This is a genomic window from Meridianimarinicoccus sp. MJW13 (genome assembly GCF_014901205.1).
Classification (GTDB): domain Bacteria; phylum Pseudomonadota; class Alphaproteobacteria; order Rhodobacterales; family Rhodobacteraceae; genus Meridianimarinicoccus.
Window position 1 is genome coordinate 441,186 of sequence record NZ_JACNMU010000003.1, and the last position, 16,036, is coordinate 457,221.

Here is a 16,036-nt window from a genome sequence, read left to right on the forward strand (position 1 = left end):
GCTCCTTCCCCTGGCGGCGATGGCCGAGCCGCACCTCTTTCCCTTGCCGGAACCGATCACGGCAGCAGACTTCCACCCGTTCGATCCCGCCAAGGCGAAACTGGGCCAGTTGCTGTTCTTCGACAAGATCCTTTCGGGCAACCGCAACATCGCTTGCGCCACCTGCCACCATCCCAAGCACGCGGGCAGCGACGGGCTGAGCCTTGGCATCGGCGAAGGCGGCGTCGGTCTTGGCCCCGACCGCACGGCGGGCAGCGGCCCGGATCGCATCGCCAAACGCATCCCGCGCAACGCCCCCAGCCTGTGGAACCTCGGGCACCGCGACATCAAGGTGATGTTCCACGACGGGCGGTTGGAGTCGTCAAACCTTTACGGCAACGCCTACAACTCTCCGGCGCAGGAATGGCTGCCGCCGGGGCTGGACACGCTGATCGCGGCGCAGGCGGTGTTTCCGCTGGTGGCGCAATTCGAAATGGCGGGCAATCCGAAAGAGAACGAGATCGCCGGCGCGGTGCACGACCGCATCGACGCGGCCTGGCCGATCCTGGCCAAGCGGGTGCGCATCCTGCCTACCTATGGCGCAGGCTTCGTGGCCGCCTTCGACACCATCGACCGCCCCGAGCAGGTCACCATCGTCGAGGTGGCCGAGGCCATCGGTGACTATATCAACGCCGACTGGCGCAGTTTCGACAGCCCCTTCGATGCCTATCTGGCCGGCGATCCCGACGCCCTGGACCCCCAGGAACAGACCGGGCTGGAGTTGTTCTATGGCAAGGCCGGATGTGCGCGCTGCCATTCCGGCCCGTTGCTGACCGATCAGGATTTTCATGCCATCGGCCTGCCGCCCTTCGGGCCGGGCCGCACCCGCGCCTTCGATCCGCATGCCCGCGATGTCGGGCGGATGGGCGAAAGCGACCGTCTGGAGGATGCCTACCGCTTCCGCACGCCCTCGCTGCGCAACGTGGCGCTGACCGGGCCGTGGGGGCACAACGGCGCCTACCCGACCCTGCGCGGCATTGTCGAGCATCACCTCGATCCAGACGCGGCGCTGGTCCGCTGGACGCCGCAAATGGCGGGTCTGCCCGAGGCGCCCTGGCTGGCCGCCACCGATTTCATCGTCTGGCAGGATCGCGCGGAACTGGCCCGCCAGGCGGCGCGGCGCGACATCGCCCCGGTCAATCTGACCGGGGCCGAGGTCGATGCCCTGCTGGCCTTCCTGCACGCGTTGACCGGCACCACCGCCGGGCAGCATCCGCTGGGCCGGCCCGATGCCGTGCCCAGCGGTCTGCCGGTGGATTGAGCCGTCAGCCGCGCCCGCGCCGCCGCTTCCGCACACCGGCCAGCGCCAACAACCCGCCGATCATCAACGCGCCTCCTGCCGGCAGGGGCACCGCTGTGCTTCCGTTGCCGGACGCCGGGGCCAGAGCCGACGATCCCGCCGCGATATCGGTATAGTAGCGCACCGTCCCGCTGGTCCGCCCCCGCAGCTCGGGCGACAGGGTGAAATAGTGCTGGATCGCGCCGTTGCCGCCGTTCCAGTTCAGCAGCTCCAGCACCGCGCTCACGTCAAATGTACCACCAACCGCCACCTTGCCGCCGTTGATGCCCCCCGAGTCATGGTCGAAACTGCTGCCCGGCGACCCGACGCGACCGATCTTGCTGCGCGTCTCGCCATTGACCGTGGCCGTCAGCTTGCCTGCCTTGCTGTATTTGCTGTCGCCCGCAGCATAGCCCACATCGACGCCGTAATAGCGCACCAGCCGGGCAAAGACCTTCATCTCCTCGGGCGGCTTGCGTCCGCGCTCCTTGCAGACATTGTCCAGCCCCGGATCGGCGAAATCGCTGAGCACACTATAGGTCTTTGCTTCGAAGTTGATCGGCGACGCAAGATCATACTGCGGGCGACCATTCTTGTCGGTCTGGCCGTTGGGCGTGTGCTTCTGAGGCGTCAGCGCGCTGCCATAATTGGTATCGGGATCGAGTGTGATATTCCAATCCACATCATGAGTGTGCACGCAATCGCGCGTGCCCGCCTGGGCAGAGGTGGTCGCGCACAGGGCGGCCAGCAGGACAACAACAGGTTTCATCGGGAACTTTCCTTGGACAATGGGCACGGATCAGCCGCGCCACTCAACTTCCGGGTGCACCATAGGGGCCATGCAACGACTTCGTAAACGTGCATTTGAGAATGTGTTTTTTTATGCGCTGCTGGCGCGGTTGGTGTAACAAAATTGCGCCGGCAGAATCATGCGGCGCAACTAACCTTTGGTCGGTGGCAGGGACACAGCCGAGGGGCGCTTCAAGAGCGCTGGAGATTTTGTCACACCACACTGCGGATGACGTGTATTACAGATTCCTGTTTACTGACAAAGCGCAGCAGACCAGGCGCGGATGAGCAACAGCCCGAAATCCTTGCGAAATTCCTAACCGTGAACGACTTTACAGCTTTTCGATGAAAGCGGCAAAATCGTTGACAAAAAAGGCGTGGAATATCTACGACTTATTCTGGTGTTTTCAAAAGGTGATAAAGTGACTACGGGACAGTCGGGACATGTGCTCATATCCGCATTGCTGCGGGCGCATGACTGAACGCGAAGTTGACTAATGACGGGAGGACTCCGATGACGGGTCAAAGTCAGGACACAGCAACCTATCCGCCGAGCGCTGAGATCGCCGCAAACGCGCATATTGATGCCGAAACCTACAATCGTATGTACGCGGAGTCGATTTCCGACCCCGAGGTCTTCTGGGGCGAGCACGGCAAGCAGCTGGACTGGATCAAGCCGTATACCAAGGTCAAGGACACAACCTTTGACTTCGGCAAGGTGTCTATCAAGTGGTTCGAGGACGGCACCCTGAACGTCTGCGCCAACTGCGTGGATCGCCACCTTGAAACCCGTGGTGACCAGACCGCCATCATCTTCGAACCCGACAACCCCGAAGAGCCGGCGCAGCACATCACCTACAAGGCGCTGCACACCGAAGTCTGCAAGATGGCCAACATCCTTGAGGGCCTTGGCGTCCGCAAGGGCGATCGCGTCGTCCTGTATCTGCCGATGATCCCGGAAGCCGCTTACGCCATGCTGGCCTGCGCCCGGATCGGGGCCATCCACTCGATCGTTTTCGCCGGCTTCTCGCCGGATGCCCTGGCCGCCCGTGTGAACGGCGCCGACGCCAAGGTCGTGATCACCGCCGACTACGCCCCGCGCGGCGGTCGCCAGACCCCGCTGAAGTCGAACGCCGACGCCGCCCTGCTGCACTGCAAGGACACGGTCAAATGCCTGGTGGTCAAGCGCACCGGTGGCCAGACAACCTGGGTTGATGGCCGCGACTACGACTATTCGGAACTGCACGCCGAAGCCGACGATCACAGCCGTGCCGTGGAAGTGAACGCCGAAGATCCGCTGTTCGTGCTTTACACATCTGGCTCGACCGGCCAGCCCAAGGGCGTCGTGCACAGCTCGGGCGGCTACCTTCTGTATGCCGCCATGACCCACAAGTACGTCTTCGACTACAAGGAAGGCGATGTCTTCTGGTGCACCGCGGATGTGGGCTGGGTCACCGGCCACAGCTACATCGTCTACGGCCCGCTCGCCAATGGCGCCACCACGGTGATGTTCGAAGGCGTGCCGACCTACCCCGACGCCTCGCGCTTCTGGGAAGTCTGCGAAAAGCACAAGGTCAACCAGTTCTACACCGCGCCGACCGCCATCCGCGCGCTGATGGGCAAGGGCACCGAGTTCGTCGAGAAAGCCGACCTTTCCAGCCTGCGCATCCTCGGCACCGTGGGCGAGCCGATCAACCCGGAAGCCTGGAACTGGTACAACGACAATGTCGGCAAGGGCAAATGCCCGATCGTCGACACCTGGTGGCAGACCGAAACCGGCGGTCACCTGCTGACCCCGTTGCCCGGCGCCCATGCGCTGAAGCCCGGATCGGCCATGAAGCCCTTCTTCGGCGTCGAGCCGGTGGTTCTGGACCCGCAGTCGGGCGAGGAAATCCACGAAAGCCCGGCCGAAGGCGTGCTTTGCATCAAGGCCAGCTGGCCCGGTCAGATGCGCACCGTCTATGGCGATCACGAACGTTTCGAGAAGACCTATTTCTCGGACTACAAGGGCTACTACTTCACCGGTGACGGCTGCCGCCGCGATGCCGATGGCGACTATTGGATCACCGGCCGCGTCGATGACGTGATCAACGTGTCCGGTCACCGCATGGGCACCGCCGAGGTCGAAAGCGCGCTGGTGGCACATGCCAAGGTCGCCGAGGCCGCCGTGGTGGGCTATCCGCACGACATCAAGGGCCAGGGCATCTACTGCTATGTCACCCTGATGAACGGCGTCGAGCCGACCGAGGAGCTGCGCAAGGAACTGCGCACCTGGGTCCGCACCGAGATCGGCCCGATCGCCGCACCGGATCTGATCCAGTGGGCGCCCGGCCTGCCCAAGACCCGTTCGGGCAAGATCATGCGCCGCATCCTGCGCAAGATCGCGGAAGACGATTTCGGGGCGCTCGGCGATACTTCGACGCTGGCCGAACCGGCGGTGGTCGATGATCTCATCGAAAACCGCATGAACAAAAAATAAGTCATGGACGGAGCAGACATCGTGACCACGACACCCGCAGTCCTCATCCTTCTCGGCCCTCCGGGCGCCGGGAAGGGCACCCAGGCCCGCATGCTGGAAGAGAAATTCGGCCTCGTCCAGCTGTCCACCGGCGATCTGCTGCGCGCGGCGGTTGCCGCGGGCACCGATGCCGGCAAGACCGCCAAGGCGGTGATGGAGGCGGGCAAGCTCGTCTCCGACGAGATCGTTCTGGCCATCCTGAAGGATCGCCTGGCCGAGGATGACACCCAGAAGGGTGTCATTCTGGACGGCTTCCCCCGCACCACCGGCCAGGCCGAAAGCTTGGACGCGCTGCTGGAAGAAACCGGACAGAAGATCAACGCCGCGATCTCGCTGGACGTTGAGGACGAAGCCATGGTCGAGCGGGTTTCGGGCCGCTACACCTGCGCCAAATGTGGCGAAGGCTACCATGACAGCTTCAAGCAGCCCGCCGTTGACGGGACCTGCGACAAATGCGGAGGCACGGAGTTCAAGCGCCGGGCCGACGACAATGCCGAAACCGTGCGGTCCAGGCTTGAAGCCTACCACGCGCAAACGGCGCCGCTGATCGACTACTACGACGCCAAGGGTGTCCTGCAACGCGTTGACGCCATGGGCGACATCAGCGCGATCGCGCAGGGCCTCGGTCGCATCGTGGAAGCCGCTTCGGCATAAGGGAGAGCCGGCTCCCCCCGGTGGGACTTGGGGGGGGGTCGGCAGAGCAACCGCTTTCATCATTGGATTTTGGAACGCACTGTTCCGGGCTCCGGGAAAGCATGTCTTAAAGGGAGAGACCGCTATGGCGGATAATTCGTCCAACAACGCCTACTGGCAAGCGAACCTGAATATCATCAAGGTTTGCCTCGCCATTTGGGCCCTCGTTTCCTTCGGGTTCGGCATCCTGCTGCGCCCGCTCCTCAAGGGTATTCCGGTGGGTGGCACCGACCTGGGCTTCTGGTTCGCCCAGCAGGGCTCCATCCTGGTATTTCTTGCCATCATTTTCTTCTACGCATGGCGCGTAAACAAGCTCGACGCAGAGCACGGCGTCGAAGAGTAAGGGACAGGGAACGATGGATCAGTTTACCCTCAACTTGCTGGTGGTCGGCGCGACGTTCGCGCTCTACATCGGCATTGCAATCTGGGCCCGTGCGGGCTCGACCTCGGAATTCTATGCAGCCGGTCGCGGTGTGCACCCGGTTGTCAACGGGATGGCCACAGGCGCTGACTGGATGTCTGCCGCTTCGTTCATCTCGATGGCCGGCCTGATCGCCTTTGGCGGCTATGCAACCTCGTCCTACCTGATGGGCTGGACCGGTGGTTACGTGCTTCTGGCCCTGCTGCTCGCGCCCTACCTGCGCAAGTTCGGCAAGTTCACCGTGCCGGAATTCATTGGCGACCGTTTCTACAGCCCGACCGCGCGCCTGGTGGCCGTGGTCTGCCTGATCACTGCCTCGATCACCTATGTGATCGGTCAGATGACCGGTGTTGGCGTTGCCTTCTCGCGCTTCCTGGAACTGGACAACACCACCGGCCTGCTGATCGGCGCCGCCATCGTGTTTGCCTACGCCGTTCTCGGCGGCATGAAGGGCGTCACCTACACGCAGGTGGCTCAGTACTGCGTTCTGATCACCGCCTACACCATCCCGGCGGTCTTCATCTCGCTGCAGCTGACCGGCCACGCCATCCCCGGCATCGGCCTGTTCGGCAACGACGTCGCCTCGGGCGAGCCGCTGCTGACGCGCCTGAACCAGGTGGTCACCGATCTGGGCTTTGCGGACTACACCGCGCAGGACGGCACGCCGTCTTCGGTCATCAACATGGTGCTCTTCACCTTCTCGCTGATGATCGGTACCGCGGGTCTGCCCCACGTCATCATCCGCTTCTTCACCGTTCCCCGCGTGGCTGACGCCCGCTGGTCGGCAGGCTGGGCCCTGGTCTTCATCGCCCTGCTGTACCTGACGGCTCCGGCTGTTGGCGCCATGGCACGTCTGAACCTGGTCGACACCATCTATCCGAACGGTGTTGCCGAAGAGCCGATCGAATACGCAAGCCGTCCCGACTGGATGACCAACTGGGAAAAGACCGGCCTGCTGAAGTTCGAAGACAAGAACGGTGACGGCCGCATCCAGTGGTACAACGACGCCAACTCCACCTTCGACGCCGATGTGGCCACGCCGCGCGGTTGGAAAGGCTCCGAGCTGACGGTGAACCGGGACATCATCGTTCTGGCCAACCCTGAAATCGCACAGCTGCCCGGTTGGGTTCTGGCAATCGTCGCCGCCGGTGGTCTTGCCGCCGCGCTGTCGACCGCTGCCGGCCTGCTGCTCGCGATCTCGTCCTCGGTGTCGCACGACCTGATCAAGGGTCAGCTGAACCCCGGCATCTCGGAAAAAGGCGAACTGCTCTGGGCGCGTATCTCGATGGCGGTTGCCATTGGTGTCGCAACCTACCTCGGCCTCAACCCTCCGGGCTTCGCTGCTCAAACCGTGGCTCTTGCCTTCGGTCTGGCTGCCGCGTCGATCTTCCCGGCGCTGATGATGGGCATCTTCGTGAAGCGCATCAACAACAAGGGTGCTGTTGCCGGCATGGTGTCGGGTCTGCTGTTCACGCTGGTCTACATCTTCATGCACAAGGGCTGGTTCTTCATCGCAGGGACCAACCAGTTCCCTGACACCATCCAGGGGTCGCTGCTGGGCATCCAGTCCACCGCGATCGGTTCGATCGGTGCCCTGGTGAACTTCGTGGTCGCCTACTTCGTGTCGAACGCCACGGAAGAGCCGCCGCAGGAGATCCAGGATCTGGTGGAAAGCATCCGCGTCCCGAAAGGTGCCGGCGCTGCTGCCATCGACCACTGATCTGGTCCTGAAAAGATCCGCCGGGGCGCCCTTCGCGCCCCGGCCGCAGCCATCGCTGGGCGCGGCACAGGCTGCGCCCGGCTTCTTCCCCAAAGGAGCTTTCGATGGAAGTCACCACCGAAGCAGTGCGCACGTTTCTTTCCGCCCTGCACCCCTATGACGCCCTCCCCCCCGAAGACCTGAACCGGGTTGCCGACGCCTTCACCGTCGACGCGCGCGCCAAGGGCGATACGATCTATTCCATCGGCGACAAGCTCCCGGGCCTCTATGTCATCCTAGACGGCTCGGTCGAGATCCACGATACCCAGGGCGGCCAGCTTTCGCTGCTGGGTCCGCGCAACAGTTTCGGCGAACGCGGCCTGTTCCGGGACGGCACCGCCGTCACCAACGCCCTCGCCGCCACCGATGTTTCCCTGCTGATCCTGCCGGTGACCGAGGTCACCCGCCTGCTGGACACGCAGCCCGCCTTTGCAAGATTCTTCGATCGCGGCACCTCGGGCGACAAGCCCAACACCCTGTCGCTGGCCACCACGCAGGTGTCGAACCTGCTGACCGGTCCGCCCGTGTCGTGCCCGCCTACGACCTCGATCCGCGAGGCCGCGCGGCAGATGCGTGAAAAGAACATCTCAAGCCTGGCCGTGGTCGAGGATGGCGTCCTGAAGGGCATCGTCACCACCACCGACCTGTCGCATCGGGTCGTGGCCGAAGGCATCGATTCCGCGCTGGATGTGTCGCGGATCATGACACCGCAGCCGATCACCCTGCCCCCAGACGCGCTGGCCTCGGACGTGCTGCACGTGATGCACGAACGCCATATCGGTCATCTGCCCATTGCCGAGGGCGACAAGATCCTCGGCATGGTCACCCAGACCGACCTGACCCGCCTGCAGGCGGTCACCTCGGCGCAATTCGTTTCGGACATCGCCTATGGGCGCACCCCGGCCGCGCTGGCCAAGGTCACCAAGCAGATCCCGCAGTTGCTGGTGCAACTGGTGGGGTCCGGCAACCCGCACGAGGTCGTCACCCGGCTTATCACCGACATCGCCGATGCCGTCACCCGCCGCCTGCTGACGCTGGCCGAAGCCAAGTTCGGCCCGCCCCCGGTGCCCTATTGCTGGCTTGCCTGTGGCAGCCAGGGCCGCCGCGAACAGACCGGCGTGTCGGATCAGGACAACTGCCTGTTTCTCGACGATCGGGTCACCGCCGAGGACATGCCCTATTTCGAGAAGCTGGCGAAATTCGTCTGTGACGGGCTGAACACCTGCGGCTATGTCTATTGCCCCGGCGACATGATGGCGACGGCGACCCGCTGGCGTCAGCCGGTGCGGGTCTGGCGCAGCTATTTCGAAGGCTGGATCGTCAAGCCCAGCCCCGAGGCGCAGATGCTGGCCTCGGTGATGTTCGACCTGCGGGTGATCGGCGGCGACGCCAGCCTGTTCGACGGGCTTCAGCGCGAGGTTCTGGCCAAGGCCTCGGCCAATTCGATCTTCGTGTCGCACATGATCGCGAACTCGCTCAAGCACACGCCGCCGCTGGGACTGCTGCGCGGCTTTGCCACCATCCGCTCGGGCGAGCACAAGAACCGCATCGACCTCAAGCACAACGGCGTTGTGCCGATCGTCGACCTTGCCCGGATCTATGCGATCCAGGGCGAATTGACCGCCGCCAACACCCGCGCCCGCCTGGTCGAGGCCGAGGCCAAGGGCGTGCTGTCGAAGTCCGGCGGCAGCGACCTGATGGATGCCTATGACCTGATCGCCCAGACCCGTCTGGACCATCAGGCCAAGCTGGTGCGCCACGGCGCGGCCCCTGACAACTTTCTTTCACCGACAGAATTGTCCGACTTTGAGCGAAGTCATCTTCGCGACGCTTTCGTCGTGGTAAAGACGCTGCAATCGGCTCTTGGACATGGACGCGGCATGATCGGTTAACACTTCGGTCCGCCGCTGCGGACCACCCTGGGAGGATACATGTTTCTAGAACTCTTCGCGACGTTCGCGATCGGCCTTGGCGCGGCAGGGGTGATCCTGCTGGTGAATCTGCTCGTCGGCAAACGGCTGCCGCGCTGGTTTCTGCCGGCCGGGGCGGGTCTGGCCATGATCGGGTTTTCGGTCTGGTCGGAATACACCTGGTACGACCGCACCACGACCACCCTGCCCGAAGAGATCGTCGTCGCCTGGGCGCATGAAACCTCTGCGTTCTACAAGCCCTGGACCTATGTCTCGCCGCAGGTGGATCGCTTCGTTGCCGTGGATCTGGAAACCATCCGCACCAACGACGACCTGCCCGGCCAACGCATGGTTGACCTGTTTTTCTTCGGACGCTGGGCGCCGGTCCGGCAGATCCGGGTTGTCATCGACTGCGCCAACAACCGCCGTGCCGACCTCATGGAGGGGGTCGCCATGGATGCCAACGGCAATGTGGAGGAAAGCGCGTGGATTCCGCTGGAACCGGAAGATCCGGTTCTGCTCAAGACCTGTGAGGAGGAGGTATTGGGATGACAAGGACATTGACATGCAATGGACACGAGGCCCGCGTGGCCCTGCTGGGGCTGGATGACACGCTGGGCGATGCCATCGCGCAAAGCCTCAGCCGCGACGGCTGCGCCATGACCCGCGCCCCCTGCGCCACCAGCGCTGTGCCAAGGCTGTGCGAATGCTGCCCCGATGTGATCGTGCTGGAAACCCGGACCAGCGACATGTCGGCCTTCGGCGTCGCACAGGCGATCCGGCAAAACCGCGATCTGGATCATGCCCGCCTGCTGGTGCTGCAGAATTCGGGCCGCGCCATCGACAAGCGCCGGGCCCGTGCCATGGGTGCCGACGGCTTCCTGTCCATGCCCTTCCCCATGTCGTCGCTGCGCATCGAGGTCGGACGGCTGCTGGAGGCCTGACCGATGTTCCACTCCCTGTCGCTACGGCTGAGAATATTCCTGTTCTTCGCCTTCCTGGGCTGCGGATCACTGGCCATTCTGGCCGGCAGCCTCGCCTTCGCCGCCTCCCGCATGGATCCGGCGCACCCTATGGCCGCCCTGACCACCGGCGGCATCATGGCCGGGTTCCTGACCGCCGCCCTTGTCGCCGGAATCTGGTACCTGTTTGACGAAAACGTCGCCCGCGCCATCGAACGTCTGTCGGCCGAACTGCGCGCCCGCGCCCATGCGGATATCTCCCGCGATCTGGACGCCGCACCGGCCAAATACCTGGGCGATCTGGCCCCCGCCGCCGGCGAATTGACCAGGACCCTGTCCTCGGCCCGCACCGAGCTTGAGGAAACCGTGGCCGAGCAGACCGGCCGGCTGAAGGAACAGACCGCGCAGCTGACCGCGCTGCTGTCGGATGTGGACATGGGGCTGATCCTGTGTTCCCCCAGCCACCAGATCGTGTTCTACAACCCGACTTCGGTGGATCTTCTGCAAGACACCGGGCGGCCCCGGCTGGACCGGATGATCTTCGACCTGCTGCACGAACGTCCGATCCGGCGCACCTATGAAACACTGCTGAAGGCCGAACGCGGCGAACGGCACCGGGATGTGCTGGTCTCGACCGTTGGCTGTGGCCGCACCATCGCGGCGCATATGCGGCTGGTCAGCGGGGCGCTGGGAATGGGGGAAAAGCCCGGCTATGTGCTGACCCTGCGCGACGTGTCCAAGGACATGAAGCTGCACAGCGAACGTGAACGTCTGCTGACCGAAACCATCGACTCGGTGCGCCTGCCCGCCGCGCGCCTGCAGGCGGTGCTGGACCTGATCAACGATCCGGTCGGCGGTTTTGCCGATCACGGCGAGGCGCTGAAAGCCGAAGCCGCAGGCCTGGTCGAGGTCGTCAACACGCTGGCCGAACGCCACGATGCCAATCAGGACACCTGGTGGCCGATGCAGGACGTGCGTGCCTCGCAGATGATCGACGCGATCCGCGGCCATCTTGGCCCCGACGCGCTGCCGCTGGACGCGCCCAGCCCCCACATCAGCCTGCGTTGCGACGGCCTGGCCCTGTCCGGCCTTCTGGCCTCGCTGATCGAAAAGATCACCGAACTGCATCTGGCAAAGGCGCTGTCGCTGACCGTCGAGATGGAGGGCCCCGGCGCCTTGATCTCGCTGCATTGGGATGGCGACGCGCTGCCGATCCCGGCGCTGCGCGAGGTTCTGGATGCGCCGCTGGAAGACGGTCCCTTCGAGATCACCGGGCAGGAGATCCTGGACCACCACAACGCCGACATCTGGCCCGAAACCACGGACACGGGGCAAGCCGCTTTGGTGCTGCCCATCGCCGAGGCGCGCGCGGTCGAGGCGCTGGGATCGCTGAAACCCGGCTACGGGCGGCCCACGGTCTTTGACTTCGATCTGCTGACCCAGGTCCGCGACGGCGCGGTGACCGGCAAGAAGCTGTCGGAACTGACCTATGTGGTCTTTGACACCGAAACCACCGGGCTCGATCCCAAGGGCGGCGACGAGATCGTGCAGATCGCCGCCGTGCGTCTGCTGAATGGCAAGCGCGTGGATGGCGAGGTGCTGGATCAGCTGGTCGATCCCAAACGTTCGATCCCGCCCAAATCCACCGAGATTCACGGCATTACCGAGGACATGGTGCAAGGCATGCCGACCATCAAGGAGGCCGGGGCGCAGTTTCACCGCTTCTGCGAGAACGCCGTGCTGGTCGCCCACAACGCGCCCTTCGACATGGCCTTCTTCCATCGCCATGCCGACATCATCGGTGCGCCGTTCGATCACCCGGTGCTCGACACGGTGCTGCTGTCGGCGATCCTGTTCGGCCAGAACGAAGAGCACACGCTGGATGCGCTGGCCGACCGCTTCGGCGTGGTGATCCCGGCCGAGGTCCGCCACACCGCCTATGGCGACACCGTGGCCACCGCCGAGGTGTTCCAGCGGATGCTGGCGATGCTGGAAGCGCAAGGCATGACCACCTATGACGACGTGGTCGCCGCGATGACCAAGAACGCCCGCCTGATGCGCGAGATGAAGGCCCGCGTCGGCTGAGCGGACATCAGTGGTACGGACACAAACGGGGCGGCCTCAGGGCCGCCCTTTTTCGTGCCGATCCCGGTCGGCGGCGGTGGGCTGCGGGCCAGCCCCGCAGCCATACACCAGCCATACCTTTTCCAGACGCTTTCCAGCCCCGGTTTTCGGCCCTCAGCCGCGCTTGCCGCGCAGCCGCCCGACCACCCCTGTGGGGAAGAAATAGACGCTGAGCACGAACAGCACCCCCAGCCACAACAGCCAGCGATCCGGGTTCAGCAGGTCCGCCGCATAGGGCACATCCGCCAGCCCGGTGGCCGCGCCCGCCATCAGGTCTTTCAGGTAATTCTGTGCCAGCATCAGCACCACCGCGCCGATCACCGCGCCATAGATCGTGCCCATGCCGCCGATCACCACCATCAGCAGGATGTCGATCATGATCTCGAAGCTCAACACCGTGTCCGGCCCCACATAGCGCAGCCAGATCGCGAACAGCGACCCCGCCAGCGCCGCGAACACCGCCGACAGAACCGTCACCCCGATGCGGTAGCTGACCACCCGATAGCCGATGGCCTCGGCCCGGAAATCATTCTCGCGGATCGCCTGCAGAACCCGTCCGAAGGGCGAGTTCACGATCCGAAGCATCAGTAGAACAAGGATCAGGGAGCCTGCAAAAACAAGGTAGTAGTTGGCGATCTTGCCGCTGATCCGGTCGCCACCGAGGGTCAGCATCGCCGGTCCCTCCTCGGTTCCGGGCGCCACCGCTTCGGGCAGCGCAATGCGCCATTCCGGCGCCTGTCCATAGGTCACCGCCGCCGTCAGTTCGCGCGGGATGCGATAGGTCAGCCCGTCCTCGCCCCCGGTCAGAACCGAAAGCTGCGAGACCAGCACCGCCACCGCCGAAGCCACCGCCAGTGTAATCATGGCAAAGAAGATCGCCCGCACCCGTAGCGAAAACAGCCCGATCACCGCCGCCAGCAGTGCCGCCCCCAGCGCCCCGGCCCCGGCGCCCATCGCCAGTGCCTCGAAGCTGCGGCCCATGTGAATCGACGCCAGCGCCACGCCGTAGGCTCCGAAGCCGAAGAAGATCGTATGGGCGAAACTGACCACGCCGGTATAGCCCAGCAGCAGATCGTAGCTGGCCACCAGCACGATGAAGACACAGATCCGCGCCGCCGTATCCAGCGCGCGGGTGCCTTCGAACAGGAAGGGCGCAAAGGCCAGGGACAGGAATATCCCCAGCAATATCAGCGACAAGAGGACAGAACCGGGTTTGTCACCGGACAGCAACTTGACCATCATTTCGCCCTCACCACCGGCAACATGCCCTGCGGCCGCCACATCAGGATCAGCACCATCAGGCCGATGTTGGACACCAGCGCCATCTTCGGTTCCAGAAAGGCGGTGTAGTTCTGGGTCAGCCCCACCAGCAGCGCGCCGATGAAACAGCCCTCGACCGATCCCAGCCCGCCGATGATCACCACGATGAACACCAGAACCATCAGTTCGGCGCCCATCTGGGCGGTGACGACCTCCTGGTACATGGCCCACATGACGCCGCCCAACCCGGCCAGTGCCGAACCCGCGACGAAGACCAGCACGAAGATGCGGCTCAGGCGATAGCCCATCGCTTCGACCATTTCACCGTTCTGCACCCCGGCGCGTACGATCAGCCCGATGCGGCTGAAGCGCAGCACCAGCCCCATCAGCGCAAAGACCACCAGCCCCACGGCCACCGCCAGCAGGCGGTATTTCTCCAGCGCCGCGCCCTGCCACGTCAGCGCGCCCTTCAGGGTCTCGGGGCGGCTGAGGAATATCTCGTCCGGGCCCCAGATCACGTGGATCAACTGCTCGGCGATGATCAGCCCGCCCATGGTCACAAGGATCTGTTTCAGATGCGCGCCATAGACCGGGCGCACGATCACCCGTTCGAACACCAGCCCCATGGCCCCGGTGGCGGCCATCGCCGCCAGCACCGCCAGGGCCACGGCGGCCAGGTTCAGCCCGAGATCCGGCGCGCCGACCCAACTGGCATAGGCGAACAGCACGCTGGCCCCGACGAAGGCGCCGACCGAGATGAAGGCCCCATGGCCGAAGTTGATCACATCCATCAGCCCGAAGACCAGCGTCAGCCCCGAGGCCATCAGGAAGATCATCATCCCCATCGCCAGTCCCGACACCGTCAGGGTCAGCCAACTGGGCTGGATCGCGATGGCGGCCATGGGCAGGCCCGACCATGTGGCCGGGTCCAGCAGCGCTGCCCACCCGGCGCCCTCGGGCAGGCTGGCCTGCAGCGCCATGGCCACAAGGCCAAGGATCACCAGCCCCGGCACCAGCAGAAGCGGCACCAGCGCCGGAAAGCGGCGTCCGCCGATCCGGCGGGGCGTGGTGGCGTGGATCGCGCCCACGTCGGGGGTGCTGCTGCTCATAGGGCCTCCACGTTCAGTCCAAGGTAGCGCGCCTGCAGGTCGGGCGATCCGGCAAGTTCCGCCATCTCCCCCGCCCAGACGATGCGGCCGTCTTCCATCACCGCCGCGGTGTCGCCCAGTTCAGCGGCCACGGCGAAATTCTGTTCCACCATCAGGATCGAGGCGCCCTGCGATTTCAGATCCTTCAGCGCGCCCGCCAGCGAAGTGACGATGGCCGGGGCAAGACCCTTGGTGGGTTCGTCGATCAGGTACAGGCGGCGTTTCTCGATCACCGCGCGGGCCACCGACAGCATCTGTTTCTGGCCGCCCGACAGGGTGCCGGCCCGCGCCCGCCAGAATTGATCCAGCGCCGGGAATACACGGAAGATCCAGTCCAGCCGGTCGCGGCTGATCCGGCCGCTGCGGGCGGCCAGCGCCATGTTCTCCGCCACTGTCAGATCCGCGAAGATGCCCATGTCCTCGGGCACGAAACCGATGCCCGCCCGCGCAATCCGGTGCGGCCGCTGGCCCTGAATTTCCTGCCCGCCAAGGGTGATCGTGCCGGCGCGGGCGCGCCACAGCCCCATGATGGTGCGCAGCGTCGTGGTCTTTCCGGCGCCGTTGCGGCCCAGCAGCATGGTGACGCCGCCGGTGGGCACCTCAAGATCGACCCCGTGCAGGATGTGATAGCGGCCGATATCCGTGTGCACCCCGGACAGGCGCAGCAGGGCCGGGCCGCGCGGGGCCAGAATGGACGGGGTCACGGGCAGCGGCGTCTCGGGCAGCGGGGGGACCAGCGTCACGCCCGGATCCTCCGGGTCCTCCCAATAGGTGACCGGCGGTTCCACCCGGATGTGGATCGGCTGATCGTCGACGGCGGCGGAACCAGGGTCCACGCCGTCGTCCTGGTCCTCGACCTGGTGATATTCGCTCAGGACAAGGGGGCCGGTTTCCGCGGGGATGGCGTCATCGTCAATGGCAGGCGCGTCGATGGCGTGGGGCGCATCCTCGCTCCAGTCTTCCTCCGCGTCCTGATGTTCAAGGAAGTCCGGTTCGGCGGGAACCTCGTCCTCAGCCGGGGCATCTGCGACGTCGCCGTCCTGCACTTCGGGCGCGAAACCGTCCCGTGCCTGGAACGGGTCGGGATCGGGTTCCGGATCTGCCTCCGGGCCCGGTTCGGGATCCGGTTCAAAC

At 64.8% G+C, this 16,036-nt stretch carries 13 protein-coding genes; 9 read left to right on the plus strand and 4 right to left on the minus strand.

Annotated features, from left to right (window positions below):
- Window positions 1-19: 19 nt before the first annotated feature.
- Window positions 20-1,300 carry a cytochrome-c peroxidase gene (locus H8B03_RS07780; protein ID WP_193141147.1) on the plus strand — a complete coding sequence of 427 codons (1,281 nt, stop codon included), beginning with the start codon at window positions 20-22 and terminating at the stop codon, window positions 1,298-1,300.
- A gap of 4 nt (window positions 1,301-1,304) precedes the next feature.
- Here the strand turns inward: H8B03_RS07780 and H8B03_RS07785 are convergent, their stop codons facing one another.
- Window positions 1,305-2,087 (minus strand): hypothetical protein, encoded by a 783-nt coding sequence (locus H8B03_RS07785; RefSeq protein ID WP_193141148.1) that lies wholly within the window; start codon window positions 2,085-2,087, stop codon window positions 1,305-1,307.
- 534 nt (window positions 2,088-2,621) lie between these two features.
- On the opposite strand from H8B03_RS07785, the gene acs reads away from it, so the two are divergent.
- The 8 genes from acs to H8B03_RS07825 all read left to right on the plus strand — a co-directional run bounded on the left by acs (window position 2,622) and on the right by H8B03_RS07825 (window position 12,455).
- The gene (acs, locus tag H8B03_RS07790; protein WP_193141149.1) at window positions 2,622-4,586 is read left to right on the plus strand and encodes an acetate--CoA ligase; all 1,965 of its coding nucleotides are present in this window, start codon (window positions 2,622-2,624) and stop codon (window positions 4,584-4,586) included.
- A gap of 3 nt (window positions 4,587-4,589) precedes the next feature.
- Window positions 4,590-5,279, plus strand: a complete 690-nt coding sequence (locus tag H8B03_RS07795; RefSeq protein ID WP_193141150.1) for an adenylate kinase — start codon at window positions 4,590-4,592, stop codon at window positions 5,277-5,279.
- A 124-nt stretch (window positions 5,280-5,403) separates the two neighbouring features.
- A complete protein-coding gene (locus H8B03_RS07800; protein WP_193141151.1) occupies window positions 5,404-5,661 on the plus strand; it encodes a DUF4212 domain-containing protein in 258 nt (85 codons plus the stop codon).
- Between the two features lie 13 nt (window positions 5,662-5,674).
- Window positions 5,675-7,459: a sodium:solute symporter family protein gene (locus H8B03_RS07805; protein ID WP_193141152.1), complete on the plus strand. Its 1,785-nt coding sequence runs from the start codon at window positions 5,675-5,677 to the stop codon at window positions 7,457-7,459.
- 104 nt (window positions 7,460-7,563) lie between these two features.
- A complete protein-coding gene (locus H8B03_RS07810) occupies window positions 7,564-9,390 on the plus strand; it encodes a DUF294 nucleotidyltransferase-like domain-containing protein (protein WP_193141153.1) in 1,827 nt (608 codons plus the stop codon).
- Window positions 9,391-9,429: 39 nt separating this feature from the next.
- Window positions 9,430-9,960 (plus strand): hypothetical protein, encoded by a 531-nt coding sequence (locus H8B03_RS07815; protein ID WP_193141154.1) that lies wholly within the window; start codon window positions 9,430-9,432, stop codon window positions 9,958-9,960.
- Window positions 9,957-10,352, plus strand: coding sequence for a two-component system response regulator (locus tag H8B03_RS07820; RefSeq protein WP_193141155.1), 396 nt, complete (start codon window positions 9,957-9,959; stop codon window positions 10,350-10,352). The genes H8B03_RS07815 and H8B03_RS07820 overlap by 4 nt, the downstream gene beginning before the upstream one ends.
- 3 nt (window positions 10,353-10,355) lie before the next feature.
- The gene (locus H8B03_RS07825; protein WP_193141156.1) at window positions 10,356-12,455 is read left to right on the plus strand and encodes an exonuclease domain-containing protein; all 2,100 of its coding nucleotides are present in this window, start codon (window positions 10,356-10,358) and stop codon (window positions 12,453-12,455) included.
- 153 nt (window positions 12,456-12,608) lie between these two features.
- Here the strand turns inward: H8B03_RS07825 and H8B03_RS07830 are convergent, their stop codons facing one another.
- From H8B03_RS07830 to H8B03_RS18980, 3 genes are read right to left on the minus strand one after another with little or no spacing between them, the layout of a single operon-like run.
- Window positions 12,609-13,736, minus strand: a complete 1,128-nt coding sequence (locus H8B03_RS07830; RefSeq protein WP_193141157.1) for a branched-chain amino acid ABC transporter permease — start codon at window positions 13,734-13,736, stop codon at window positions 12,609-12,611.
- Entirely contained in the window at window positions 13,733-14,863 is a 1,131-nt protein-coding gene (locus tag H8B03_RS07835) for a branched-chain amino acid ABC transporter permease (RefSeq protein ID WP_226925767.1), read from the minus strand. Before H8B03_RS07835 ends, H8B03_RS07830 begins: the two co-directional genes overlap by 4 nt.
- Complete coding sequence (locus H8B03_RS18980) at window positions 14,860-15,612, minus strand: ABC transporter ATP-binding protein (RefSeq protein ID WP_394355452.1); 753 nt, start codon at window positions 15,610-15,612, stop codon at window positions 14,860-14,862. The genes H8B03_RS07835 and H8B03_RS18980 overlap by 4 nt, the downstream gene beginning before the upstream one ends.
- Window positions 15,613-16,036: the final 424 nt, after the last annotated feature.